Annotated in this window: 21 protein-coding genes, 1 tRNA gene and 1 pseudogene; 12 read left to right on the forward strand and 11 right to left on the reverse strand. The window is 46.9% G+C overall.

Annotated features, from left to right (window positions below; genetic code table 11):
* Positions 1-114: 114 nt before the first annotated feature.
* Positions 115-1,794 (forward strand): ABC1 kinase family protein, encoded by a 1,680-nt coding sequence (locus tag MIC7113_RS26480; RefSeq protein WP_015185276.1) that lies wholly within the window; start codon positions 115-117, stop codon positions 1,792-1,794.
* Positions 1,795-1,958: 164 nt separating this feature from the next.
* Positions 1,959-3,278 (forward strand): dihydroorotase, encoded by a 1,320-nt coding sequence (locus MIC7113_RS26485; protein WP_015185277.1) that lies wholly within the window; start codon positions 1,959-1,961, stop codon positions 3,276-3,278.
* A 74-nt stretch (positions 3,279-3,352) separates the two neighbouring features.
* Here MIC7113_RS26485 and lepB (MIC7113_RS26490) read toward each other — a convergent pair whose 3' ends face one another.
* A complete protein-coding gene (gene lepB, locus MIC7113_RS26490) occupies positions 3,353-3,985 on the reverse strand; it encodes a signal peptidase I (RefSeq protein WP_015185278.1) in 633 nt (210 codons plus the stop codon).
* Between the two features lie 33 nt (positions 3,986-4,018).
* A complete protein-coding gene (lepB, locus tag MIC7113_RS26495; RefSeq protein ID WP_015185279.1) occupies positions 4,019-4,648 on the reverse strand; it encodes a signal peptidase I in 630 nt (209 codons plus the stop codon).
* Positions 4,649-4,801: 153 nt separating this feature from the next.
* Here lepB (MIC7113_RS26495) and MIC7113_RS26500 point away from each other — a divergent pair.
* A pseudogene (locus MIC7113_RS26500) lies at positions 4,802-5,089 on the forward strand (dihydroorotase); the annotation flags it as partial.
* A 232-nt stretch (positions 5,090-5,321) separates the two neighbouring features.
* On the opposite strand, the gene MIC7113_RS26505 reads toward MIC7113_RS26500, so the two are convergent.
* The 3 genes from MIC7113_RS26505 to MIC7113_RS36885 all read right to left on the reverse strand — a co-directional run bounded on the left by MIC7113_RS26505 (position 5,322) and on the right by MIC7113_RS36885 (position 8,587).
* Positions 5,322-6,317, reverse strand: a complete 996-nt coding sequence (locus MIC7113_RS26505; RefSeq protein WP_015185281.1) for an aspartate carbamoyltransferase catalytic subunit — start codon at positions 6,315-6,317, stop codon at positions 5,322-5,324.
* A gap of 167 nt (positions 6,318-6,484) precedes the next feature.
* Positions 6,485-7,840: a magnesium transporter gene (gene mgtE / locus MIC7113_RS26510; protein ID WP_015185282.1), complete on the reverse strand. Its 1,356-nt coding sequence runs from the start codon at positions 7,838-7,840 to the stop codon at positions 6,485-6,487.
* A 582-nt stretch (positions 7,841-8,422) separates the two neighbouring features.
* Positions 8,423-8,587: a hypothetical protein gene (locus MIC7113_RS36885; protein ID WP_155898100.1), complete on the reverse strand. Its 165-nt coding sequence runs from the start codon at positions 8,585-8,587 to the stop codon at positions 8,423-8,425.
* A 527-nt stretch (positions 8,588-9,114) separates the two neighbouring features.
* Here MIC7113_RS36885 and MIC7113_RS26515 point away from each other — a divergent pair.
* Positions 9,115-9,714, forward strand: coding sequence for a germination protein (locus MIC7113_RS26515; RefSeq protein WP_015185283.1), 600 nt, complete (start codon positions 9,115-9,117; stop codon positions 9,712-9,714).
* Positions 9,715-9,733: 19 nt separating this feature from the next.
* On the opposite strand, the gene MIC7113_RS26520 is transcribed toward MIC7113_RS26515, so the two are convergent.
* Positions 9,734-10,336 carry a DNA-3-methyladenine glycosylase gene (locus tag MIC7113_RS26520; RefSeq protein WP_015185284.1) on the reverse strand — a complete coding sequence of 201 codons (603 nt, stop codon included), beginning with the start codon at positions 10,334-10,336 and terminating at the stop codon, positions 9,734-9,736.
* An 898-nt stretch (positions 10,337-11,234) separates the two neighbouring features.
* Here MIC7113_RS26520 and MIC7113_RS26530 point away from each other — a divergent pair.
* A complete protein-coding gene (locus MIC7113_RS26530; protein WP_015185286.1) occupies positions 11,235-12,872 on the forward strand; it encodes an MBL fold metallo-hydrolase in 1,638 nt (545 codons plus the stop codon).
* Positions 12,873-13,312: 440 nt separating this feature from the next.
* Here the strand turns inward: MIC7113_RS26530 and MIC7113_RS26540 are convergent, their stop codons facing one another.
* Positions 13,313-13,624, reverse strand: coding sequence for a DUF6679 family protein (locus MIC7113_RS26540; RefSeq protein ID WP_041781311.1), 312 nt, complete (start codon positions 13,622-13,624; stop codon positions 13,313-13,315).
* Positions 13,625-14,336: 712 nt separating this feature from the next.
* Positions 14,337-14,546, reverse strand: coding sequence for a hypothetical protein (locus MIC7113_RS26545; RefSeq protein WP_015185288.1), 210 nt, complete (start codon positions 14,544-14,546; stop codon positions 14,337-14,339).
* A gap of 348 nt (positions 14,547-14,894) precedes the next feature.
* Between MIC7113_RS26545 and MIC7113_RS26550 the strand changes: the two genes are divergently transcribed.
* The 3 genes from MIC7113_RS26550 to fba all read left to right on the forward strand — a co-directional run bounded on the left by MIC7113_RS26550 (position 14,895) and on the right by fba (position 17,166).
* On the forward strand, positions 14,895-15,770 hold the full coding sequence (locus MIC7113_RS26550) for an aldose epimerase family protein (RefSeq protein ID WP_015185289.1): 876 nt from the start codon (positions 14,895-14,897) through the stop codon (positions 15,768-15,770).
* Between the two features lie 74 nt (positions 15,771-15,844).
* Positions 15,845-15,916: transfer RNA gene (locus MIC7113_RS26555), tRNA-Lys, on the forward strand.
* Positions 15,917-16,086: 170 nt separating this feature from the next.
* The gene (fba, locus tag MIC7113_RS26560; protein WP_015185290.1) at positions 16,087-17,166 is read left to right on the forward strand and encodes a class II fructose-bisphosphate aldolase; all 1,080 of its coding nucleotides are present in this window, start codon (positions 16,087-16,089) and stop codon (positions 17,164-17,166) included.
* Positions 17,167-17,655: 489 nt separating this feature from the next.
* Here fba and aspS read toward each other — a convergent pair whose 3' ends face one another.
* From aspS to MIC7113_RS26570, 3 genes are all read right to left on the reverse strand, one after another.
* Entirely contained in the window at positions 17,656-19,443 is a 1,788-nt protein-coding gene (gene aspS, locus MIC7113_RS26565) for an aspartate--tRNA ligase (RefSeq protein ID WP_015185291.1), read from the reverse strand.
* 99 nt (positions 19,444-19,542) lie between these two features.
* On the reverse strand, positions 19,543-19,665 hold the full coding sequence (locus MIC7113_RS38790) for a hypothetical protein (RefSeq protein WP_256374779.1): 123 nt from the start codon (positions 19,663-19,665) through the stop codon (positions 19,543-19,545).
* Between the two features lie 154 nt (positions 19,666-19,819).
* Entirely contained in the window at positions 19,820-20,068 is a 249-nt protein-coding gene (locus tag MIC7113_RS26570) for a hypothetical protein (RefSeq protein ID WP_015185292.1), read from the reverse strand.
* Between the two features lie 225 nt (positions 20,069-20,293).
* Between MIC7113_RS26570 and MIC7113_RS26575 the strand changes: the two genes are divergently transcribed.
* From MIC7113_RS26575 to MIC7113_RS26590, 4 genes are all read left to right on the forward strand, one after another.
* The gene (locus MIC7113_RS26575; protein WP_015185293.1) at positions 20,294-20,827 is read left to right on the forward strand and encodes an orange carotenoid protein N-terminal domain-containing protein; all 534 of its coding nucleotides are present in this window, start codon (positions 20,294-20,296) and stop codon (positions 20,825-20,827) included.
* 410 nt (positions 20,828-21,237) lie between these two features.
* Positions 21,238-21,609, forward strand: coding sequence for a roadblock/LC7 domain-containing protein (locus MIC7113_RS26580; protein ID WP_015185294.1), 372 nt, complete (start codon positions 21,238-21,240; stop codon positions 21,607-21,609).
* A gap of 652 nt (positions 21,610-22,261) precedes the next feature.
* Positions 22,262-23,119: a DUF4388 domain-containing protein gene (locus MIC7113_RS26585; protein WP_015185295.1), complete on the forward strand. Its 858-nt coding sequence runs from the start codon at positions 22,262-22,264 to the stop codon at positions 23,117-23,119.
* An 11-nt stretch (positions 23,120-23,130) separates the two neighbouring features.
* Positions 23,131-23,661, forward strand: coding sequence for a GTP-binding protein (locus MIC7113_RS26590; protein ID WP_081594741.1), 531 nt, complete (start codon positions 23,131-23,133; stop codon positions 23,659-23,661).
* The last annotated feature ends 560 nt before the right edge of the window (positions 23,662-24,221 follow it).

Here is a 24,221-nt window from a genome sequence, read left to right on the forward strand (position 1 = left end):
CCAGTCACTGCTAACACGTTCTGAGATACCAATTCCCTTCTTACTAACAAACCACCAGTTAACAGACTATCCGTTGGCATACTGGCGGGGCACCGACTGAAAATTTCCAACAGTATGCTTACCCCCACTGTACCTAAGCCACTCCGCTGGCAACGAGCAAGATATTCGCCGCTGGCACGCCAAATCGATATTTTTGCATCTGCCTTGAACTTGATGTTCTACTTATGGTGGGACAAGGTGGTTGCCAGAAACTCCCCTCATCACCGCAATCGTCGTGCACAGTGGTTAGTCGGAACTTTGTTAGATTTAGGCCCAACATTTATCAAAATTGGACAAGCCTTATCCACCCGTGCTGATTTGCTACCTAGAGAGTACGTGCAGGCGTTGGGGCAATTACAGGATCGAGTGCCACCCTTTGGTAGTGCCGAAGCGATCGCATTGATTGAATCTGAACTGGGCAACTCGATTCATACGCTGTATCGAGACTTTGATCCTTACCCTCTCGCTTCTGCCAGTTTAGGACAAGTTCATAAGGCCAGACTGCACACAGGTGAAGACGTTGTTGTTAAAGTCCAACGTCCCGGTTTAGAAAGACTCTTCAACCTAGATTTTGAAGTTTTACATCGACTAGTGCGTTTTTTGGAGCGGTTGGCTCCCTCATTCCGAAAGTATGATTTAGAGGCTATTTATCACGAATTTTTTGAGCTTCTTTATAAAGAAATTGACTATATTCACGAAGGTAAAAATGCTGATGGTTTTCGGGTAAATTTTACGGATTATCCTCGCATTATTGTACCCAAAATTTACTGGCGATACACCACAAAGAAAGTTTTAACATTGGAATACCTTCCAGGTATCAAAATTGATGACCGCCAGACGATGGAAGCTTGCGGTATTAATACGAAAGAAATCATCCAGTTAGGTATTTGTTGTTATCTCAAGCAATTGTTACAGGATGGTTTTTTTCAGTCTGACCCCCATCCGGGGAATATGGCAGTCAGTCAGGACGGTCACTTGATTTTCTATGATTTTGGTACCATGACTGAGGTGAAGCCCATTGCTAAAGACCAGATGATCAAAACCTTTTTTGCTGTCTTGAGAAAGGACACGGATGAGGTGATTGATACCTTAACGTACATGGGTTTAATTGAACCTGTGCCAGACATGACGCCTGTCAGGCGGTTAATTGCTTTTACGTTAGAGAAGTTTCGGGAGAAACCGGTAGAACTTCAGGCGTTCGATCAAATGCGTAGCGAAATTTACGCCATGTTCGAGCAGCAACCCTTCCGCTTACCGGCACAGATGACGTTTATTTTAAAGTCCATAACGACGCTGGATGGTATAGCGCGGACTCTCGATCCGGAATATAACCTCTTATCAGCTAGTAAACCTTTTATTAAAAGTCTCACCGTCTCGAAACAAGGGCGGGGGAATGTGGTGGGAGAACTCGCAAGGCAAGCGAAAGACTTTATTCAATATAAATTGCGCCAACCTAATGCCACCGAAATTCTATTGAGGCGATTAGAAGAACGGCTGGAACAGGGTGAAATCCAATTCAATGTTCGGGCGATTGAAAGTGAACGCGCCCTGAAACGGATCAATCTTGCCATCAAGTGCTTGATGTATGCCTGTTTGGCTGGCTTTACCTTATTATCGGGTACGGTGCTATTAGGGACTTATTCTAACTGGGCGATCGCCGCTTTTGCCTTTTCCGGATTCTGGTTCTTAATTCTACTACGCTCTTTAATCAAATTAGCGGTTCGGGAAAGACTGGACAATCTTTCTGAACGGTAGGCGGTAGCCTAACATCTGTTCGTGTCTCAATGGACAATCTTCTCCTCAATGATACAGATACTGATATTGTGATTGGGGATTAAAATTCTCTCTTTCCCCTCTACTTTGAGCAGGGGGGTACCTTGGATGGGGAAGTGGGAATGTAGGGTATATGTTCAAGTTCTATGAATAGTGAACTACTTCAACAAGTTCGAGTTTTAGACCCGGTTTCTGGAACTGACCAACGGGCTGATGTTCTGATTGTAGACGGCTGGATTAAGGCGGTGGAAACGTCTATTTCTGAGATTCCTGGCGATACCGTGGTGCGAAATTGTCAGGGATTGGTTTTAGGGCCAGGACTGGTAGACCTTTATAGCCATTCTGGGGAACCGGGCTTTGAGGAACGGGAAACCTGGTTATCACTGATGGAATCGGCAGCCGCAGGCGGATTCACACGCTTGGCAATTTTACCGGATACCGTCCCTGCATTGGATAACCCCTCTGGGTTAGCTGCATTGAATCAGAAGATACAAGCACTCCAAAAAGCAAGAACAAAAGGAAGTTCTCCCCCTGCCTCTCTTCCTCATCTTTATTGCTGGGGTGCTCTCACTCTGGGTGTCGAAGGGCAGCAAATGACGGAACTGGCTGAATTAGCCGCCGCTGGGGTGGTGGGTTTTGCCGATGGGCGTCCGATCGCGAATCTGGGATTACTGCGACGGGCGTTAGAATACCTGCAACCTTTAGGTAAACCCGTAGCACTTGTCCCTTGTGACCTCAAGTTGGCGGGGAATGGGGTGATGCGAGAGGGGGTGCAATCCTTACGCTTTGGCTTGCCGGGAAATCCTGCGATCTCAGAATCCACTGCCCTCGCTGCCATCTTGGAAGTGGTTGCCGCCATTGGCACTCCTGTACACCTGATGCGTATTTCTACCTGTCGTAGTGTGGAACTCATTGAGGATGCCAAAACACGAGGATTACCTGTAACGGCGAGTACCACTTGGATGCATCTACTGCTCAATACCGAAGCTTTGGGCTGTTATGACCCTAACTTACACTTAGAACCTCCTTTGGGCAATCCCGTTGACCAAGCCGCACTGTTGCGAGGTGTGCGGGAGGGAATTATCGATGCGATCGCCATTGACCACACGCCCTATACTTATGAAGAAAAAACCGTTGCTTTTGCCGAAGCGCCACCGGGTGCGATCGGTTTAGAACTCGCTTTACCCTTACTTTGGCATACCTTGGTCGAGATAGGCGATTGGTCAGCGTTAGAACTATGGCAGCGTATTAGCATAAAACCAGCTATTTGTCTACAACAAACTCCAAATGCGATCGCGCCAGAGCAACCGGCTGAACTGGTTCTGTTCAATCCCCAACAGAAATGGAAAATCGAGAAATATATCCTCAGATCTCACTCTAGCAACACCCCCTGGTTAGAACAACAGCTAACGGGTCGTGTTGTGCAAACCTGGTGCCCCATTCAGGGATTGGAGAGTGGAGATTAAAAATTAGGTGGACAGCAAAAAGGATAGGCAGTCTCTACAGGTAAGGTGGGCATTGCCCACCTTAAATCCCAGAATCATTGCTGACTTGACTTAGCTGGATAAATCGGCCCCTCACCCAATTCACCCACACGATTGAGAGGCCAAAATCGGACTATGGCTTTGCCAATAATGTTGTCACGAGGGACAGCTCCCCAATAGTGACTATCACAGCTATTATTGCGATTATCACCTAGTACAAGGTAAGAGCTTTTAGGCACCCTAAAAGGACCAAATTCATAGCCAGGAGGAGCTTCGATATACTTCTCCTGTATCAGTTTTCCGTTAATATAAACCTGTTTTTCTCTAACTTCCACTTTTTCTCCAGGTAAGCCAACAATGCGTTTGATAAATGCATCACGAGGAGCTTCTGGATTCTTGGTCAGAGGATTAGTACAATGACCCGCCTCTTTAGGAGCCATAAACACTACAATATCTCCTCGTTGAGGTTCTTGGAAGCGATACCTGACTTTATCAATAATCAAGCGGTCATTAATCTGGAGCGTTGGTAGCATCGAACCCGAAGGAATATAGCGGGCTTCTGCCACGAAGCTGCGAATCCCGAAGGCAAGAATACCACTTAAGGCGATTGTTTTTACGGCTTCAACCCAAGCATTCTCACCTTTTTGTACAGGTTGTTTATCAGGCTCTTGGTTTTGTGTAGGAGTCATTGCTGTTTAATAACGATAATTCAATCTCACGGCTTACTTAGGAGTTGCAGGAACAGGACCTTCACCCAGCTCGCCCACCCGATTCGGAGGCCAGAATCGGATCACCGCCCGACCAATAATTTTGCTGCGGGGGACATAACCCCAATAGTGAGAATCGTAACTATCGTTGCGGTTATCTCCCAGAACGAGGTATTGGTTAGAGGGTACCGTTCCACCTTTAATCTTGAGCCGACTGTTAAATTCCTTAGTACTAAAATTGTAATTCGGCTTTTCTTCAATATACTTTTCCCGTAGGGGTTGATGATTGACATAAACTCGTCCCTCTTTCACCTCAACCTTATCCCCAGGGAGACCAATCACCCGCTTGATAAAAGGGTATTGGTAATTTTGCTGCTTGAGAACTTCAGGGGGAGAAAATACAACAATGTCTCCCCGTGCTGGGTCTCGAAAGTCGTAACTGATCTTATCAATGATCAGGCGGTCATTAATCTGTAGCGTTGGCAGCATCGATTCTGAAGGAATGTAGCGGGCTTCCGCCACAAAGCTGCGAATCCCAAAAGCGAGAATACCACTCAAGGCAATCGTCTTGATGGCTTCTACCCAAGGATTTTCAGCGTCTTGTAGAGACTGTTTCTTAGGCTCTTGATCCTGCAAACGAGTCATAACTGTTCAATCACCATGGAGTTACGAGTTTCAGTGACGGGGAAAAGCCGATGAGTCGCTAAGACCATCCCATCTAAATAAATGGGTTCTTACATATAACTGTACAAATTTAAATGCGACTATAGAATCACCGTCGAATTTTAGCATCCTCTTATGTCTTCTGACTTCTGTCTGCTCATCCGCAACGCTCGTATACTTTTGCCAACGGGTGAGTTTTTAATGGGAGATATCCAGACTCGTGGTCGAGAAATCGTTCAGGTTGCACCAGAAATCACGACTTCTGCCACCGAGGCGGATAAAGTGATAGACGCAAACGGGCTGACTTTGTTGCCAGGGGTCATCGATCCTCAAGTACATTTTAGAGAGCCAGGGTTAGAACATAAGGAAGATTTATTTACAGCAAGCTGTGCTTGTGCTAAAGGTGGAGTCACGTTGTTTATGACAAGGGCAAGTTGAACACCGATGTGAGAGGAACAGCGTTGAGTTTCGATGTTAGTCATTAATTTCTGAGTAAGCGGTGCGTTAACGAGGTGTAACGCACCATCTGATGTTAATGAACAACGGTTAGGCATGATGAGGTGTGATAGACCCTTTTAGGTCGCATAGATGGCAACCCATTGCATATCATCTTGCGGGTGTAGAATATGAACGCCACGAATTGACCAACAACATCCTAATTTTTGCCGCTACCCATCAAGTACAGTAATGCCATCCGCACCGCAACACCACTCGTTACTTGCTGAGAAATCAGACTAAACTCTGGATCGTCCATCAAGTCAGAGCTAACTTCTACCCCTCGGTTGACCGGGCCTGGGTGGAGAATTTTAACATCGGGTTTGCACAGTTTTAAGCGATCGCGTGTAATTCCAAAATGTTGATGGTATTCTCGTAAACTTGGCAACAAATGTGAGGTCATGCGCTCTTTTTGTAGCCGTAAAGTCATCACAAAATCGGCATCTTTCAATGCGGGTTCGAGTTCCCAGTGGAGAAAAATATTCCGATTGGGTAGGGAAGAATCTCCAATTTGAGCCAACAACTTAGGGAGTAGTGTTGGTGGGCCTGCCAGATGCACTTCGGCCTTGCTAGATGTCAAACTCCAGATATTAGAACGGGCAACCCGTGAGTGCAAAATGTCCCCCACAATCGCAATCTTTTTCCCCGCTAAAAGCCCTAATCGAGGATATTCAAAATCAATTAGAGATGTAATCGTAAACAGGTCAAGCAAACCTTGGGAGGGATGTTCGTGCTGTCCATCGCCCGCATTGAGGATGCTGACTCGGACACCAAGTTGATTCATTTCAGCCGCGATCGCATGGGGTACCCCAGCTTCCCGATGGCGAATCACCATCATATCCGCTCCCATTGCCAGATAGGTCTTCGCCGTATCCAGAATGGTTTCCCCTTTGGTTAGGGAAGAGGTACCCGCAGCAAAATTGAGCGTATCGGCAGACAGACGCCTTGCCGCCAACTCAAAACTACTGCGAGTTCTCGTCGAGGGTTCAAAGAACAGATTGGCAACCACTTGCCCCTGCAACGCGGGTACCTTTTTCGTTCGCGTTGAGAGTACCTCCCGAAAGCTAGCAGCCGTTTGCAAGACTGTATCGAATTCTGCGGGTGTGAAATCAGCCAACCCAAGAACGTGGCGGCGTGTCCAAACGGTAGTAGCCATAGAGATGGGTTAAAACTAACTATTAGCCAACATACCGCGATCGAGGGAGTTTCAGCGCGGTTCATCTTTAGGATTTAACCAAACCGTTATGGCGTAAGCTAATCAGCATTTAAATCGCATCATCTCTTTTGCCCAGCACCTCTGCACCTGTGCACCCCCGCTCCCGATTAGGGGTTCAAATGCATAACCTTTAAGGAAAACGAAATCAGCGAGAGGAAAATTATAAACCCAACAGCATCTAGCATGGTGGTGAGTAGGGGGCCGCTAATCAGTGCGGGATCGAGTTTGAGTCGTTTCATCGCCATGGGTAACAATGTTCCTAGGGTCACAGCCACAAAGACATTCATCGCCATAACTGTCCCTGCTACTAAGGCCACCCAACGTTCTTGGGGTGCGGCCCAAATTAAGGAGAGGGCAATCATGGTGAGACCTAAGCATAGGGCAGTACCCAAACCGGCCAGAATTTCTTTGCGTAGAATCTTCAGGGTATCTTTGGGGGTGACCTCGCCCACACCGAGTCCTCGGATGGTTACCGTTAACGCTTGAATGCCCACGGTGCCCCCTGTGTTGGAAAAAATAGGCATGATTACGGCTAACACAGGTACCAGGGAAATCACTTTTTGAAAGGGTGCGATCGCACTCGCCGCTCCGATGTACAATCCCATCACACCCACAAGCCAGGGTAGGCGCTTGCGAATGGTGATCCAGGGAGGAGACAATGCCGCTTCATCTCCACCACTTACCCCTGCCAATTTCTGAATATCTTCTGTCGCTTCTTCCTCCAAAATGTCCACGACATCATCAATTGTGACAATCCCCACCAAACGGTCTTCGCGGTCAACCACAGGCAAAGCCAGCAAGTCATAGCGCTTCATAAGTTGGGCGACTTCTTCCTGAGGCATGTCGGTGCGGGTTTTAATCAGGCGATCGCTGGCAATATCGTGGATCAGGGCATTAGGCAGCGAAAATAACAGTTGCCGTAGGGATACAACCTGAACGAGTTTGTGGTTGTCATCGGTGACGTAGGCGTAGTAAATTGTTTCCTTATCTTGGTCAGTCAGGCGGATCTTATTGAGGGCTTCTTCAACCGTTAAGCCTCCCCGTAACTGCACGAATTCCGTCGTCATCACACGTCCGGCAGTGCCTTCGGCATAGCCTAAAATCATCGCCGTCGCTTGACGTTCAGCGGCACTGAGTCGTTGCAAAAGCCGCTTGACTACCCCAGCCGGTAATTCATCAAATAATTCTGCCCGGTCATCGGGACTCATTGCCTCGACAATCTGAAAAACCTGGGTATCGTGTAGGGCACCAATCAGTTCTTCTTGAATCTCCGGTGGTAAATATTCAAACACACCGATCGCTTGATCTTTCTGGAGAATGCGAAAAGCGATCGCTCTGCGTTCCGGAGATAAATCGGAAATAAATTCGCCTACATCTACCTCTGGCAAGCGATTCAGGGCAGTTTTGAGCTGGTTTAAATCGGCAACATCAAAGAGTGTATTGCGAACATCTTGAGTAAGCATAAAACCTCCTAATTCTCCCTCATGCAGGAGAGAAGGCTCATCCAGCACTCAGGCAGTTACTACTGTTCAAAAATGGACTTCGATCCATAGAATCGATAACAATTAAGGCTGGCAATTGCCATCATTACCAGTAGGCAGCTCGTCCAGATAACGTTCGCAATGGCAGGATTGGGTAGTCAATCATTGGGTACATTTGTCGTTACTTTAGGCTAGTGATTGATGTTTTTTTTGAGTCAAGCGATATAGAAGTCACCCGATTTAAAAAATGGCAAATATTACCAGTTCCAGAGGTACCAGCAGTATCTGACAAGAGGAGAGGAATTTTACCGGTTTCAGATCTTTGTGAAATCGTGCTGCTTCAAATCAATCGGCAGGCATCAACGGTTTTACAGTGAACAGATTAAATAGTACATACCAGATGGTTTCTAACATCATCAGGACGCTAGAAGGAATTGGTAATCATTCTTCAATCTGAGTCAGATCGAGAAGCAATACAGGAAACAAATTTCCTCCTTAATTTGACATAATCCGATGTCAGAGAGTGAACCGTTTGTTGTCTGAATCACTTTCGGTGGACAATCATTAAAGTTTTGATTGACCTAATCCTCGCTCAGCGAATGAAAGAGCGATGCCCCATTCGTTCACTTCATAGATAGTGTCAGGTGGAAAGATGGGGGGACAGGGAAATAGCCAGAATAAAATACTGCACCCTTCAATAGAGGCGGCGGTGCGCGGTGCACGATGCATCCTGAGGAACTCTATTCGGCTCTTTTAAAAGCGCCAGCGCTTTTCACCTAACTTCTAGGGTAGTGCCGCAACACTATTTTCCCCACCTAAAGCGAATAAGCCCAGAAATTCCGTAGCTGTTACTGAATTTCAAGGATTTCAGCCACTTTAGCGCCCCCATCCTCCCACTCAAGGAGGGTTAGGGGGATATGGGTATAAGCCCCGTTCCCACTTGAACTGAAAAGAATCAGCCAAGTGCGACAGTATAAAACAACTGTCCTGAGTCAACATAAAACCCCCTTCAGCTCCCTCGCGCTGGGAGCCTTGGCTCTCTATGCGCTCAGGAGCTTGCTACTACCGCTACTACCAATGGATGGACTTCGGTCCATAAAAACCACAGAAATCTTCACTGATATCGCGTCAAGACATCAGTAAGTCAATATTAGCCTCTAAGAGTTACATTTCTCAATCCGGGATTGGAAATTTTGACGTTGGTTTTCGGTTCCAGTCCCTGCCTACAAAACCTTTCTTATACAAATTGTTTAGCGATGAACCCTCTCAGAAAATACCTAGCCCCCCTCATAACTGGACTAATCGTTCTGAGTCTCAGTAGTTGTACCTCTTCTCCCACCAATCGCCAAAGTGACAAGGCAAACTCACCAACCCAAGAGATGGGTAATGTGCCTTCTACAACATTGTCTGCCAGATCCGCTACAACACCAGCTCAACCCCAGGTGCAAACGCCTGTCACCCGTCAACCCTCAAACACGACTGGCTCGATTGCCCAAGCGAAGGATACAGTTACCCTCACCATCTATCAAGCTGATAATCAGTGTCAGACTCTGGTTCCTGAAAAAGTAGCGGTTCCAGCCACTCGTGTTGTCGATACGGCTGTGGGAGAAGTTTTAAAGCAAGCTGACTCCGGCGATTTTGATCTAGCAGGATATCGTGTCCAAGTTAACTCCAATAGTGGTGTTGCTACCGTCGATTTCCGCTTGTCACCCAATTCTCGGCGACAGTTTGTTTCTCTCTCTAGCTGCGAACAGTTTGCCCTTTTTGGCAGCCTTCGTAAAACCTTAACTACTAATTCTCAACTCAAGATTAAGAATGTTCGCTTCACACAGCAAGGGCAAGAAATTGTGATTTAACAATGGGTGTGGTGGCTATTCACACTTTAGAAACGGCTGAACAATCTTTTAAATACCATCGCCAAGGCAAATCCGCTCCTTTTGACAACCCAATTCGGGTGGTCTGAATCAAGTTAGGGATAAATTGCGGTGGACGGTGCTCTAACCACAGGGGTTGACCGGGTTGTAAAACTTGATCATTTAACGTCAAGTTAATTTGCAAGACCTTGCAGAGCTTACCAGGTCCCGCCGCGACGCGATGCTGTTTTGCTCCTTCGTGCGGTTCTACCCAACTGGGTATGGACTGTAACTGCAAAGCGCGAATCAAGACCGCACTGCCAATGTCTTCTTGGTCTGTAACAATATTCAGGCAATAGTAGACTCCGTAAATTAAATAAACATAAGTGCGACCCGCAGGCCCAAACATCGCCCCGTTGCGTTGTGTGCGACGCCGATAAGCATGACAGGCTGGGTCGTTAGGACCATAGGCTTCAGTTTCCACAATCATTCCCCGGAGGAGGGTGCCATCACTAAACTGGCGCACCAATATACAACCCACTAAATCGGGGGCCACTTCAGGAGATAGACGGGCGAGCCAATTCGGTTCTACAATTTGAGCTGATGGTAAGTGAAAATTCATCATTAAAAAGCCCTGAAGTCCCTCGATGGGATCAATAGAGAGGAGGTTATTAAATCCATGGATGTCAAATTGATTTTAGTGATACTGACCATTGTTTTTACGGTGTCATCCCTAATTTTCGGCACAAAAAACGGATTCTACGATTCCGACAATTATCACGGTAACGGTTCTGCCCACTAAGATTTTGAGCTAACAGGCTGGAGTCTTAGCTGCATCCCAACTCTCACCGCGCTGGGATAGATGCTTACTGAACACAAGAGACTCATGACCTTTGTTCCGGTTCGATTTCTCTGCCCTAGAAAACGTGAGCAATGCCAAATCTTTATCCTATAACTACAAAAAAATCTGGTAAAATGGATACTGAATAGCTAGTCGCTGGCCTGCGAGGCAGGTAGAAACCCAACCGAGGTTTAACTCCTCTCAGCAGCTCCTATAGAGATGCTAGGAGTAAGAGCAGACAAGGGCGAGAGTTCAGGAAGGGGAATAAGAGAACAAGTCTTCCCAGAACAACAACCGATTAGATATAGCCGATAGCGTTAGCAATAGCCTAGTGGTAGTAACAGCAGCAGACATTGGCGTGTCGCTAGCGTTTACCCCTGGTGCGTCGAGATATGGGGTGGTTGTCAAAATCCCTAGGAATATCACCTTGTTGGGTCATAATGCTTTGGGTTATGCGTCAACAAGAATGTAGCTGAGCGGAGCGCTAGCGTGTTTGGGTCAGGTAGAGCCTGTCTGTAGAACACCAACGTGTTATATGATGCGTCAGTCAACAGCTCTGGAGGAGGAGAGAATAAGTCATCTGTAGTCAGTTGTTCCAACTCACTGGACACCGAGAAAGGGAATGATTAACCCAATAGCAATTGCAAATAGCTGATTATTGAGTGCGACTCTCTGACCGTTCATGAGCCATCAACATCCAATGGCATCCTATGTTGAAGATGATCAATTAGTTTGTTTCCCCTATGCAGTAGGTCATGGTGCTGAGGGCGTTTGTTTATTGGTGCAGATGGGGCCACACCGCATTCTTCTCGACTGCGGATTAGAGAACATTTCACCCCTACAATCTAGCTCCAAGCCTCCCGCCGATTTAGTCTTGTGCAGCCACGCCCACTCCGATCATGCTCAGGGATTGCTGGCTCTTCACCAAGCCTTTCCCCAGTTACCCATCTACGCCAGCGAGGTAACCACTCAACTTTTGCCCCTCAATTGGTCGGAGTTGCCGCCCCAGAAAATTCCCCATTTCTGCCAAGCATTACCTTGGCGATCGCCGGTGGAATTTTGCGACGGATTGAGTGCAGAATTATTTCCGGCGGGACACCTGCCTGGAGCCGCTGCTTTCTTGCTCACTTATACTACACCCAAAAAAACCTACCGACTGTTTTATACCGGTGACTTTTTCCTATCCAACTCGCGGCTGGTAGAAGGATTATCGATTGAGTCCTTACGGGGAATGCAGCCTGATGTACTGATTGTGGAAGGGACTTACGGCTCAGCTCGGCATCCGCACCGACGACAACAGGAAAATCAGTTAGTAGAGCGTATCGATCAGGCGATCGCTCAAAAATACTCGGTCTTGCTACCTGTACCCACCTTGGGGTTAGGTCAAGAAATCTTAATGCTTCTACGCAGTCATCACCACTTTACAGGACGTAACCTCGATATTTGGGTTGAGGGAACCGTCGTGGATGGTTGTAATGCCTACTTGGAACTATTGCCTCATTTCCCCACATCCGTACAAAACTTTGCCCGCCATCAACCCCTGTTTTGGGATGAGCGAGTACGTCCTCGTGTCCGACTGTTGGATGAGCGGCAACTCGCTTCGATCGGTCAGTCTCCCTGTATTGTGATCACCGATGAAACGGCTGATGTCAGCGATTACTGGCACCCAGAAGCCAGCCCTCCCGTCATCCTGCGACCGGATCATCCTAGATATCCGACGAGAGACAACATTGAGCTAGCGGATGTTGAAACTTATCTACTGGCTCAACATGGCGATCGCTTGGGAACGACTCAGTTGATTCATAATCTCCGTCCCCAGCACGTCATTTTTATTCACGGTTCTCCGACTTACCTCGCCGATCTAACTGGCTTAGAGGAGTTACAAAATCGATACCACCTCCATTCTCCATCTGCCGGAACTTTAGTAGAATTACCGATTGGTGAAACATTTATCCAACCGGCAGCACCCGCCGAAGCCAACTACGAAGGTGAGCTAACCGAGTTAGGAACGGTGGTCACAGTCACGCTCCCAGAAGCGATCGCGGCTGACCCTCGCTGGCAAGATTTTGCCGATACGGGTTTGGTCGAAGCCCGCTGGCAGGGACCAGAACTGGTATTGAGGGGATTGTCCCAACGAGAACTCCTCACTCAAGCGAGCAATACCAGAGTGCCGATGAACATCGATTGCTGTGGGAATTGCCGTCACCAACGAGGGCAGCGCTGCTGGAATCCCGCTTCTCCTCTCTACGGTTTTAAGGTGACACCGGAGGGGTATTGTCCAGTGTTTGAAGCGGCAGAACCCCCCTCGTCAGCCTCTTAGTGCGGCTTTTGTCCGAGTTAAACTTTGTTTAGCTTAAGTCTTTTTTTTCTTCTGCCTTCTGCCTTCTGCCTTCTGCCTTCTGCCTTCTGCCTTCTGCCTTCTGCCTTCTGCCTTCTGCCTTCTGCCTTCTGCCTTCTGCCTTCTGCCTTATCGCCACTAAAAAAGGGGTAGTTAACCCGGATTTGGTATGAAGCCTGAGAGATCGACCCTGACTCAAACGCCTAACCCAATATTTAACCCAGTGTAGAAGGTTCCACACTGGGTTCAAGGCAGGATTACACGAGTTCTTAGGGTTTCTTGAACCTAGAATGGCTCTAACCCTTGCTATTGGGTAAGAAAGTCCACTGCGGATTCAGGCAATCCTGTATGTAGGTTTTTAGAGTCTTCAAAAACGCTTGATTTGAAATTTTGGGCAACCAACAAGCGACTCGTTTTTTAATCTAGTCTAGATTCGAGTCTTGGGAACGCGGGTGAATTTGTTCAGCTTCCGGGCAATCGTCAGAAACCAAGGGTTCAAAGTTTCCTCTTGGCACAGAAGCTAGTTTCTGTGTTACAGAACCAATACTTTCCAGGCGAACCATTTCTTCCCAGGAACTGATTTCGTCTTCTTCCTCCGTTTCGTAACGAATGGTAACTAAATCGCCTTCTATATCAACAATTCGAGCGCGTTCAATCCAACGTTGCTGGTCCCGCAAGAAAACACAGATTTCACGACCATCGCAACAAAGTTGATAAATCTTGCGGTGTAGCATATTTGGCTTCTCCTGAGCAAATAACTCTTCCAATATGTATGTGAAGAAGCAAGCCGTTCCAGTTATAGGGGATACAGCTTCCTTGTGAGCTTGACGGGGGTCTAACCCAGTGGGTTTCTCACCGCCAAAGGTAAGATGCCTTAACGCTCTTTCCCCATAAGTGCTTAAAAGTTTGGCTTGCATTCAACAGCAATCTTGAGAGTGACTTTAGTACCTTCAACGATGGAAAGCAACTAGGGGCATCCTTATTCAAGTGTACGAGCAGTTAGTAAAACTCTTGGCAAGGCAATGATGGAGAGCAATTTGCCCTGTGATCCGATAGGAATTTTTAACAGATGGGTATCGGCAGGGAGCCGGGATTGTTTTAAGGCACAAATGAATTCCGCCATTGCGACAAGCGCACTCTTCCCAGGTGAAAAACCCTGGTCTACTAGGGGTACATAGATATCTGATGTATTCAGACATAGCTATTGTGACATACTCCTCATGCTATCTGCTGGACATGAGGAAAAGGTTTCTGATATTTTTCCTCAAAGCCAACTCCCACAGGGCAATCGCCACGCTGATTTTGACGCATAATCATCTTCAGGAGCGTTTTTTGTAACAACTCCAGCAGACAGCTCCGTTGAAAACCCTACATGATGAACACTCTGGTGATGTCTGAGGTCATGAACCGTTACTCAAGCAAAAGCTATTGAACAGCTTTCCCGCCTTAGCGGTGGCTAGGCATCAATGTCATGACGCTGTTCCCACTAGCCTCTCGCTGAATTCGACCAGAATCCACGGCCTCGTAGAGAGCTCTCAGCGCTTCCAAATCTGATGCTTCGTAACCTTTCATTTCCATTACCTGACGGATTAAACCTTCAGAAGCCACACTGAGACAACCCGTTTGAAAAGCTGATTGGACAAGCGTGCGAATCATGTTCCCAGAGCACTACTGTAGGGGATTATTAACACTATCGTGTTTTTTCGGCCTCTGGGCATTGATTCATGTCAGTCCATAACTGTGATTTTCCACACATTTTTGTTGTGATACAGGTCACAGGAATGGAACGATGGGCGACTCTAGCAAAAATTGGGTTATTGTCGGAGTGATTATAAATACTAGCGGAGCCAGACTTTAATGGCGGATCATCAGCTCATCCCTATAACCTAAAAAATATCTTGTAAAAAAGGGGTAAAGCTAACGGTCGTTTTCTGATAAGAGTTTATTAAAGTTCTGGTGTAGCTAGCCAACCAACAGCTAGTTTTTTTGGGAGCAAGGACGCCTGTGTGTGCGATCGCCATAGAACAAAAACAATACAAAACCTACATTCTCACGAACCCTCAATCTCAGTCTCGACTGGAAGTCGTACCGGAACGAGGTGCGATCATTACTCAATGGAGTCTGCAACAACAGGATATCCTCTACCTAGACCGCAATCGCTTTGCTGACCCGAACTTGAGCGTGCGGGGTGGCATCCCCATCCTCTTTCCCATTTGCGGGAATTTACCCAATAATACCTACACGCACAAAGGTCAATCGTATCAACTCAAACAACATGGCTTTGCCCGTGATTTGCCTTGGCAAGTCATACAATCCTCTGAGGCTAACAATAACTTAGAAAGCCTTACCCTGGTTCTCAACAGTGACGACCAGACTCGCGCTGTTTATCCCTTCGACTTTCAACTCGCCTTTACCTACAAACTCATTGGCAATGCGTTGGAGATTCATCAGCGCTACACGAATCATTCCGATCAACCGATGCCTTTTTCCACCGGTCTACATCCCTACTTCGTTACCTCAGATAAGACCCAACTAGAGTTTGAAATTTCAGCCTCCGAGTATCAAGATCAGATTACCAAAGAAGTTCATTCCTTCTTGGGCACCTTCGATTTGAGTCGTGATGAACTGGATTTGGCTTTTGGACAGGTGGCTGAGCCTTGTGCCAGTATTACTGATCAGGGTCGCGACCTCAAGATTTCTCTGAGTTACAGCGACCTCTACTCTACCCTGGTTTTTTGGACGGTTAAAGGCAAAGACTTTTATTGCCTAGAGCCTTGGAGTGCCCCCCGCAATGCCCTGAACACGGGCGAACATCTCACCGAACTCCCTCCAGGAGAGAGTTTGGAGACATCTGTCACACTAGAAGTCACTTTTTTGTGATTTTTTAGTTTCCTTTTTTCAATTGTTGTGCTATTGTTAGAAATCGTGTGCTCCACACAGAACACACAGATTGCGGGTCGCTAGCTCAGCGGTAGAGCATTCGGCTTTTAACCGATTGGTCTCGGGTTCGAATCCCGGGCGACCCATTTAAAAGGATACAAAGCTATTATCGTGTTTATAAGGAAAGCTTATTTAAGAATCTCTAGAGATAATTGCCTATAAACTGATAAATTATCTTAAGATTGTCATAAGAATTAAGCTTGTTACTAAGACAACACGACTAGCTGACAACGAACTAAAAGATAGGAGGACTACTATGGCGCTCGTACCAATGCGACTGCTACTCGATCATGCGGCTGAAAATGGTTACGGCATCCCGGCGTTCAACGTCAACAACATGGAGCAGATCCAAGCAATCATGCAAGCTGCCCATGCAACCGATAGCCCTGTGATTCTCCAGGCTTCTCGTGGCGCTCGCAAGTACGCTGGCGAAAACTTCCTCCGTCACCTGATTCTGGCTGCGGTGGAAACCTATCCCCACATTCCCATCGTCATGCACCAAGACCATGGTAACGAGCCTGCTACTTGCTACTCTGCCATCAAGAACGGTTTTACCAGCGTGATGATGGATGGTTCTCTGGAAGCTGATGCGAAGACCCCAGCCAGCTACGAGTACAACGTCGATGTGACTCGTGAAGTGGTAAAAGTGGCTCATGCCATCGGTGCTAGCGTTGAAGGTGAACTCGGCTGTTTGGGTTCTCTGGAGACCGGTATGGGTGAAGCCGAAGATGGTCACGGCTTCGAGGGCAAGCTTGACCACTCTCAACTGCTGACCGACCCGGATCAAGCGGTTGACTTCGTTGAGCAAACTCAAGTTGATGCCCTAGCTGTTGCGATCGGAACCAGCCACGGTGCTTACAAGTTCACCCGCAAGCCAACTGGTGAAATTTTAGCGATCAGCCGGATTGAAGAAATTCACCGCCGCCTGCCTAACACCCACTTGGTCATGCATGGTTCTTCTTCAGTTCCTGAAGACCTACTGGCGATGATTAACGAATTCGGTGGTGCCATTCCTGAGACTTATGGTGTACCCGTCGAAGAAATTCAAAAAGGCATCAAGAGCGGTGTTCGGAAAGTGAACATTGACACTGATAATCGTCTGGCTATCACCGCTGCTGTACGCGAAGCTCTGGCTGGAAATCCCAAGGAGTTTGACCCCCGTCACTTCTTGAAGCCTTCTATCACCTACATGCAAAAAGTTTGTGCTGAGCGCTATCAGCAGTTTGGCACTGCTGGCAATGCAAGCAAGATCAAACAAGTCAGCCTGGAAGAGTATGCAGCTAAGTATGCCAAAGGTGAACTAACGGCAACTATCAAGAAAGCTGCGATCGCTTAATTGACTTTCGTTAATCAGGCAAACTGACAGGTTTGCCTCAAAAATTATCCTGGGTGGCTTTGCAGCTATCCAGGTTTTTTATCACAAAAGGCAGGAGGCGGGAGGCAAAAGGCAGACGGCTTTTGATACCAAGTTGCAGTCAAAGACAGTAGATAGGGAGACAAGGAAGACAAGGAAGACAGGGGGGACAAGGGGAAGAGAAAATACTACGTTTGAACGCAACTCGGTATGACAAATACTTCTAACCTCTAATAACTCTCAGTCGTATCCCTGTATACCTCCTTGTCCGATCCCAAGAATCCTGCCTTGGGATAGACTCTCATCTTGATCTAGGGTGATAACGTTTTCTTAGGCAAGTCCAAAGTAATGAGGGCAGTGCTAACGATAGGACAACAAGCTCCTAGTTTATGCGCTCTAGGAGCTTTTCATTGCTTTGTGAACTACCCCGCCCTCCAACACCAAAAGACGGGGAATTTTGTCGATGTATTCTTAAGTCTTGGGCTTGTAAGTAGAAGCCACCTGTAATTCCTTCAACTGCTTGGCATCCACCCCAGCCGGCGCATCCGTAAGCAGACAGCTAGCCTGCTGTGTTTTCGGAAAGGCAATCACATCCCGAATTGACTCTTCTTTCGCCATCAGCATCACCAAACGGTCTAAGCCGTAGGCAATCCCACCATGAGGGGGTGCGCCATATTCAAACGCCTCCAGCAGAAACCCAAACTTATTGAGAGCTTCCTCTGGTGATAAACCGATGGCTTCAAACACCTGCTGCTGAATGTCCTGCTGGTAAATCCGCAGACTGCCGCCGCCCACTTCAAAACCGTTATAAACCAAGTCATAGGCTTGTGCCCTGGCGGTTTTCAAGTCCCCCAAATCATCGGGGTGGGGAGCGGTGAATGGGTGATGTAATGCCTCTAAGCGCTTCTCACCCTCATTCCACTCAAACATGGGGAAGTCTGTCACCCACAACAAGTTAATCTTGTCCGGGTCAATTAACCCCAGTTCACGACCAATTGCGCCCCGCAGTCGGTCTAAGGTTTTGTTGACGATGTCGGCTGAGCCTGCTCCAAATAGCAAGAGATGACCGGGTTTAGCTCCTGTGCGTTCCAGTAATTCTTGCTTTTGGGCTTCTGTGAGGTTGTCTTTAATCGCCCCGATGGTGTCGATTTCCCCATCATCACGCACTCGGATATAGGCAACACCCTTGGCACCGGCTTCGATTGCTTCTTTGAATAAGTCGCCGCCGGTTTTAATCCGCACATTAGAAATCAGTTCATTCCCGCCAGGAATGGGTAATACTTTGACGATACCCCCAGCCGCCACAGCACCCGAAAAGACTTTGAATCCTGAATCTTTGAGTAAATCAGAAACGTCAACAAGCTCTAAACCAAAGCGTGTATCGGGTTTATCACTACCATAGCGCCCCATAGCTTCGGCATAAGTGAGGCGAGGGAAAGGTCGCGGTAACTCGATGCCTTGAACCGTTTTGAAGATATAACAGACTAACTCTTCATTGAGCTGGAGCAGCTCTTCTTGGGACATGAAGCTCATTTCCATGTCCAACTGAGTAAATTCTGGTTGTCGGTCAGCTCTGAGGTCTTCATCCCGGAAGCAACGGGCAATTTGATAGTATCGGTCAAAGCCGGATACCATCAGCAACTGCTTAAAAAGTTGGGGGGACTGGGGCAAGGCGTACCACTCTCCTGGGTTGACACGAGAGGGCACCAGATAGTCTCTGGCACCTTCAGGGGTGGAACGGGTGAGGACTGGAGTTTCAACCTCGATGAAGCCTTGCTCGTCTTCTAGGTAGCGGCGAATGGCTTTGACGACTTGGTGACGCAGTTGGAGATTACGACTCATGCGATCGCGTCTTAAGTCCAAATATCGATACTTCAGCCGCAACTCTTCTCGAATCTCTGAAGTATCGGACGTGGAAACCTGAAAGGGTAGCTGCTTGCTTAGGCTATTGAGCAGTTCGATCTGGTCGGCGTAGACTTCGACCTCACCCGTTGGCAGTTTAGGGTTGAGAGAATCCTCTGGACGTGCTGTAACTCGACCTGTAATTTTAACAACGTATTCATTCCGCAGAGCTTCTGCATCTTGATAAGAATCTGGGGTACGCTGGGGGTCGCTGACGATTTGGACAATGCCAGAGCGATCGCGCAAATCTAAAAAAATCACACCTCCGTGGTCGCGGCGACGGTCTACCCATCCACACAGGGTAACGGTCTCACCAATATGTTCCTTTTTAACTTCGCCGCAATAATAAGTTCGCATAGTTGCTTGTCGGTAACTTTGGCTTGAGGATAGGAAAGTACACGAGGTCAAGCCTGAAGTCTATAATAAGCGCCATCTGGCTCACTCCGCAGCACAGAATTATGCCAAATCCTTAAACCCAACGCGCCATTCTCGAATTAGGGGGACGCGGATTGAGGCCAACCCGCCCAAAAAATAACGCTCAACCCAAGAGCTGGTTGAGCGTTCATTTGCCTTATTCATTGTTAGCGTAGTGCTTCTGGCGAGAGTTCACTAATATCCTGAAAGTGGGAATTCTTAAGCCAGAACAGCTCTCTTTCAAGCCATCATCAAAGCCCTAGCATCTGTCACAAGTCGTATCTTAGAACAAGACTAAATTTTTTCTCTTAACGAGTAACTAGGCATTTGCTGAGGGATTTACGTCCTTTGCCATCTGCCGAAATTCATTAGGAGTATTAGCCCCAGCGGCTCCGGTGCCCGCTTCGTTTTTATCGATGTCACTGACGCTGTATTCTTTTGAAGCTTCGTAGTCGCTATCAACATCAATTTCTGGTGTTTTCTCGGTTCCTTCTGCCATATTCTCGGCGGCTAATTCAGCGTCTTGCCCTACAGCTTGTTTCGCATCTACCTTCAGTTCTTCAGCCATTGTAAACTCCTGCTTGTTTTGCTTTTTTAAATGCTCTAGGTCATCCTAACAAAGGCGATCCCCGTAGCTTTAGACTCTTGAGAGATATCTTTTATCTCTATATAAAGGAAGATTTATTCAGCGTTTTTCTCTTGCACAAACTCTTTCTCTTGGAGGGCGATTTGCCTGAGGAAAATTTTGATAATTCTAAAGTTTGAACCCATTCATTGATTTCAAAGATTAATTATGTCTTCAGCTCAAGAAACGACTCGTTCCTCAGCCCGTTCCGAAGACACTCGAAAAGTAGTGCAAGCGTTTGAGGCTTTAGGCACCGATGATAAACTGGCGCTGCTCTACTATGTCTATGAAAAAATGGGAGATTCCATCACGCCAGCAGCTCCCACTGCCGCTAATCCAGAAATGGCTCCTCGGCTATTAGGAGCAGAATTTTATGACAGCTCTGATCAGGATCAGCTAGCGGTGATGCGAGCCATTGTTAATCGTGAAGACACAGAACTATCTCGTGCTTACGGAGCGCTGACAGAGAACAATCAGTTAGTCGTCTGGTATGCTTGGGCTGTGGCAATGGGTGATACGGTAGTCGATATGCCCAATGACTATCAATCCACGGAAGCAATCAATAATACATTGTCCCAAATTGAAGGACTTGACTTTGAAGGACAAATCTCGTTGTTGCGTGAAATAGTTGGGAAAATGGGCTATAGCGATGTCAAGCCAATTCCGACCCAAGCAGAAACTGGCAAGACGCCCAGCCTGTAGGTTCAGGAATTTTCCCCACAGGGCATTAAATAGAGGTTGCTGTTTAACAATCTCGGAGAATAATTCTAGATAAGGTGTGATACTGAGTTCTTATTAGAGCCTGGTTGAACACTCTTTTTTTTTCTATCCGGCTACCGATAAAGCGTCTCGAATTTTTATGTCACTTGACTTGCGTATTTATGAACTCTACTCGAACCCCGTTGACAGGGTCGCTCTTCCCCCGGCTGAAACTCCTAGAGCAGCTCCTCTCCTTCTAGATGCCTCCAAATTGGGTTTCTTGAGAAGTAGTTTCCAGAAAAGTCAGGGCTTTTTGACAGCCTATACTTTCTTAAAGCTGTGATGATGGACAGGAAAAATGTCCTCCATTAGCGGACAACAGCATTTAAACCAATAAATGAGGAGTGAGAGAAATGACAATTAATACAGCCAAACTTGAGAGCATTCTCCAAAATTTTGTCACAGGCGCAAGTGATGTCCAGGGAGCTGCTCTTGTTTCACCTGACGGACTTCCTTTAGCATCCAGCTTACCGGGCGAAATGGATGAAGAACGAGTATCGGCGATGTCAGCTGCCATGCTGTCTTTGGGTGAGCGCATTGGCAGTGAATTAGCCAGAGGCTTTTTAGACCGTATCTTTGTGGAAGGCGATCAAGGCTATGGCATACTCACGAATTGCGGCGAGTATGCCGTTTTACTCGTCTTAGCTAGTAAGGCGGCTAAACAAGGAGTACTGATGCTAGAAATTAAGCGCGTTATTCCAGAGCTGAAGGCGGCTTTAAACTGAGGCAAACGCTTTATCTTCAGCCTTCAGCCTGTATTTCGATGGCACTCACGCTGTCACCTCAGAGTGCAGATGAGCCAGCCGTACATCGCTGTGCTGGCTCAGAAGCTAGGTTAGGCTAATGACTAAACCCTTACATGTAGCTAAAAGGTAATAGCGAAACCCAAAGTCAAAAAAAGTTAGAACCTCAATGCTTTAGACAACAGAACATCAATAACCCTGCTGAACACCAGCACTTCCCCCCATTTAAATAATTTTTTAACTTTGATCACTCACAAAAGCAGGTCAATCACTATTTTCGATCAGTGAGGGCGGCTACCCGTCAGCTCTCGGTGTGCCATCAATGGCATGATAAAAAGATTACTGGGAAAATGCTGAGTTATGTCAGGGTTGGGGGAACACTAGTGTTAAGGCGTTTTGGCGATGATTATTGCCGAGACTTGAAGCTTTAGCTCACTCAACGCCCATAGCTTTGTTTTCAACTGAAAAAATCAGCGTTGAGGCTGAATTTAAATTGAAAATCTAGGTGGTTATCATAAGCTTAGATGCTGATCGGGAATAAACGTAACAAAAAGTTGATATTTCTTCACATTAATTTAAGAATAAGAAAAGATAAGCCTATTTTTGACCCATCCTTAGAAATAAGTGAAAAGCAATGGCAATTACGAGTAGTTTGTCAGAATTTTCCCTACCGGAACTCTTTCAATTCCTCGATCAAGGAAGTAAAACCGGATTGCTCACTCTTCGATTTCAGCTTGACCCCAATCAAGAGGCAAGAATCCGTCATGCCCTGATTCACCAGGGTCGTATCGTCGCTGTGACTAAGCGACTGGATCAGCAATGCTTACTAGCGATGATTTGTCAACGGGGCTGGATTAGCCCTGAGGTGATACGCGAACAAGTTAATCGCTGTCCTGCTAATATACCTATTGGTCTTTACTTAAAGACACAGGGATTTCTCCAACCAGAGCAGCTGAGGTTACTATTCCATGCCCAGGTACTTCAGCAAGTTTGTGCGTTATTTCGGCTCAAAGATGCTCGGTTTAAATTTGACTCAAAAGCCACTTTACCAACAACAGAAATGACGGGCTTAAGCCTTAGTGCGACGGAGGCAACACTGATGGGTTTACGAGTGTTGCGAGATTGGAGATCGTTAGTAGACAAGCTACCTGAGCCAACTTCAGCTCTCTCTAGGGTAGTGATTGGCAAGCGCCACTTACGGCTAGATTCACTAGAAGGACGACTTTGGCAGTTGGCGAATGGGTCGGTTCCGCTCAATACGATCGCCAGCCAGTTTAAACAACCCATAGAAATTATTCAACAGACCGCTTTCCGCTTAATTAGCGTGGGTTTAGTGGCAGAAGTACCGATGATTGCTCCCTCTCGGACTAGATCTTCGGGAGAAGACATGTTAGAAGTTGCAGCGACGACAGAGGGTAGCAAAGATAACCAGGGTCAAGTGATCAGCAATTCTTTCATGCAAAACTTGCTAGGTTTCCTGAGGAGCAAGTAAGCGTGGAAATCATGCGCCTAGTTGTGACCGGTACGGTGGGTGCCGGGAAATCTACGTTTATTCGTTCAGTCAGTGAGATTGCCGTAGTTGATACTGATCGCGTCGCCACAGGGCCTGCTGCCGAAATTAAGACAAGGACAACGGTAGCGATGGACTTTGGACGCCTACAATTTGCTCCAGGAATGGCACTGCACCTTTATGGCACTCCAGGACAGTCTCGTTTCGATTTCATGTGGGATATTCTGATTCGTAGGGCGCACGCTTATATCCTGTTAGTTGCAGCTCATCGCCCCAGCGATTTTCGCTTAGCCCGTCGCATTCTCGCGTTTATGAATCAACGAGCGCAGATCCCTGTACTGATTGGTCTAACTCATGTGGATTGTGAGGGAGCTTGGTCTGTGGAGAATGTAGCGATCGCGTTGGGCTTTCTCGATGAAAAAAATCGACCTCCCTTTGTGACCCTAAACGCTAATCAAAAAGAATCGGTGGTGAATGCCTTAATTGTACTCATAGAACATTTCATGCAAAATTCTGTGATGTAATTTTTATGAGAAAAACCAAGTTTCTTAATGTTGTTTTTCAAAACTATTAAACGTCTTTAACCATTAACAAACTTAGATGCCGTTCTTGAATGGCCTAACACCTAATTAGCTGAACTGAATAATAAACGGGATTTTGTATACTAAATCACTTTAAACAAAGCTAAAAATAAAAGAAAGTATCAGCACTTAACAAAATTAAACTTCTTAACTATTCCGTAATTATTATTACCTGTAACTCAGTTAAGATAACAAAAACTAAGGTTGAGTAAGCGAGTCGTAGATTTATCACACTCAGGGCGCGAAATCCCTCAACTTTCCCCAGACTATCGCTCCATCTCAGCCAATTCTTCAAATCAAGGCGGGCCATCTAGTGAGGAGGAGGAAAAGTGTTAGCCAGTCTCTCACACAGCATTATTTCGGATCTGTCAATCCGAATAAATACTTATGCTCGCCGGAGCAATCAACTCCAGGATAGAGGAATTTCTATAACCTGTGAGCGACAATGTCACAAGCCCAAACCTCTATGGAGTAAGGCTTTCTCTCCAGTAACTCTGTTTCCG

Source organism: Allocoleopsis franciscana PCC 7113 (assembly GCF_000317515.1).
In the GTDB taxonomy this organism is placed as follows: Bacteria; Cyanobacteriota; Cyanobacteriia; order Cyanobacteriales; family Coleofasciculaceae; genus Allocoleopsis; species Allocoleopsis franciscana.

What these genes read in the sequence shown, in the direction of transcription:
- MIC7113_RS26480 (WP_015185276.1), top strand. Translation starts at nt 115, where the DNA reads ATGCTTACCCCCACTGTACCTAAGCCACTCCGCTGGCAACGAGCAAGA.
- MIC7113_RS26485 (WP_015185277.1), top strand. Translation starts at nt 1,959, where the DNA reads ATGAATAGTGAACTACTTCAACAAGTTCGAGTTTTAGACCCGGTTTCT.
- lepB (WP_015185278.1), bottom strand. Translation starts at nt 3,985, where the DNA reads ATGACTCCTACACAAAACCAAGAGCCTGATAAACAACCTGTACAAAAA.
- lepB (WP_015185279.1), bottom strand. Translation starts at nt 4,648, where the DNA reads ATGACTCGTTTGCAGGATCAAGAGCCTAAGAAACAGTCTCTACAAGAC.
- MIC7113_RS26505 (WP_015185281.1), bottom strand. Translation starts at nt 6,317, where the DNA reads ATGGCTACTACCGTTTGGACACGCCGCCACGTTCTTGGGTTGGCTGAT.
- mgtE (WP_015185282.1), bottom strand. Translation starts at nt 7,840, where the DNA reads ATGCTTACTCAAGATGTTCGCAATACACTCTTTGATGTTGCCGATTTA.
- MIC7113_RS36885 (WP_155898100.1), bottom strand. Translation starts at nt 8,587, where the DNA reads ATGCATCGTGCACCGCGCACCGCCGCCTCTATTGAAGGGTGCAGTATT.
- MIC7113_RS26515 (WP_015185283.1), top strand. Translation starts at nt 9,115, where the DNA reads ATGAACCCTCTCAGAAAATACCTAGCCCCCCTCATAACTGGACTAATC.
- MIC7113_RS26520 (WP_015185284.1), bottom strand. Translation starts at nt 10,336, where the DNA reads ATGATGAATTTTCACTTACCATCAGCTCAAATTGTAGAACCGAATTGG.
- MIC7113_RS26530 (WP_015185286.1), top strand. Translation starts at nt 11,235, where the DNA reads ATGAGCCATCAACATCCAATGGCATCCTATGTTGAAGATGATCAATTA.
- MIC7113_RS26540 (WP_041781311.1), bottom strand. Translation starts at nt 13,624, where the DNA reads ATGCTACACCGCAAGATTTATCAACTTTGTTGCGATGGTCGTGAAATC.
- MIC7113_RS26545 (WP_015185288.1), bottom strand. Translation starts at nt 14,546, where the DNA reads ATGATTCGCACGCTTGTCCAATCAGCTTTTCAAACGGGTTGTCTCAGT.
- fba (WP_015185290.1), top strand. Translation starts at nt 16,087, where the DNA reads ATGGCGCTCGTACCAATGCGACTGCTACTCGATCATGCGGCTGAAAAT.
- aspS (WP_015185291.1), bottom strand. Translation starts at nt 19,443, where the DNA reads ATGCGAACTTATTATTGCGGCGAAGTTAAAAAGGAACATATTGGTGAG.
- MIC7113_RS38790 (WP_256374779.1), bottom strand. Translation starts at nt 19,665, where the DNA reads ATGAATAAGGCAAATGAACGCTCAACCAGCTCTTGGGTTGAGCGTTAT.
- MIC7113_RS26570 (WP_015185292.1), bottom strand. Translation starts at nt 20,068, where the DNA reads ATGGCTGAAGAACTGAAGGTAGATGCGAAACAAGCTGTAGGGCAAGAC.
- MIC7113_RS26575 (WP_015185293.1), top strand. Translation starts at nt 20,294, where the DNA reads ATGTCTTCAGCTCAAGAAACGACTCGTTCCTCAGCCCGTTCCGAAGAC.
- MIC7113_RS26580 (WP_015185294.1), top strand. Translation starts at nt 21,238, where the DNA reads ATGACAATTAATACAGCCAAACTTGAGAGCATTCTCCAAAATTTTGTC.
- MIC7113_RS26585 (WP_015185295.1), top strand. Translation starts at nt 22,262, where the DNA reads ATGGCAATTACGAGTAGTTTGTCAGAATTTTCCCTACCGGAACTCTTT.
- MIC7113_RS26590 (WP_081594741.1), top strand. Translation starts at nt 23,131, where the DNA reads ATGCGCCTAGTTGTGACCGGTACGGTGGGTGCCGGGAAATCTACGTTT.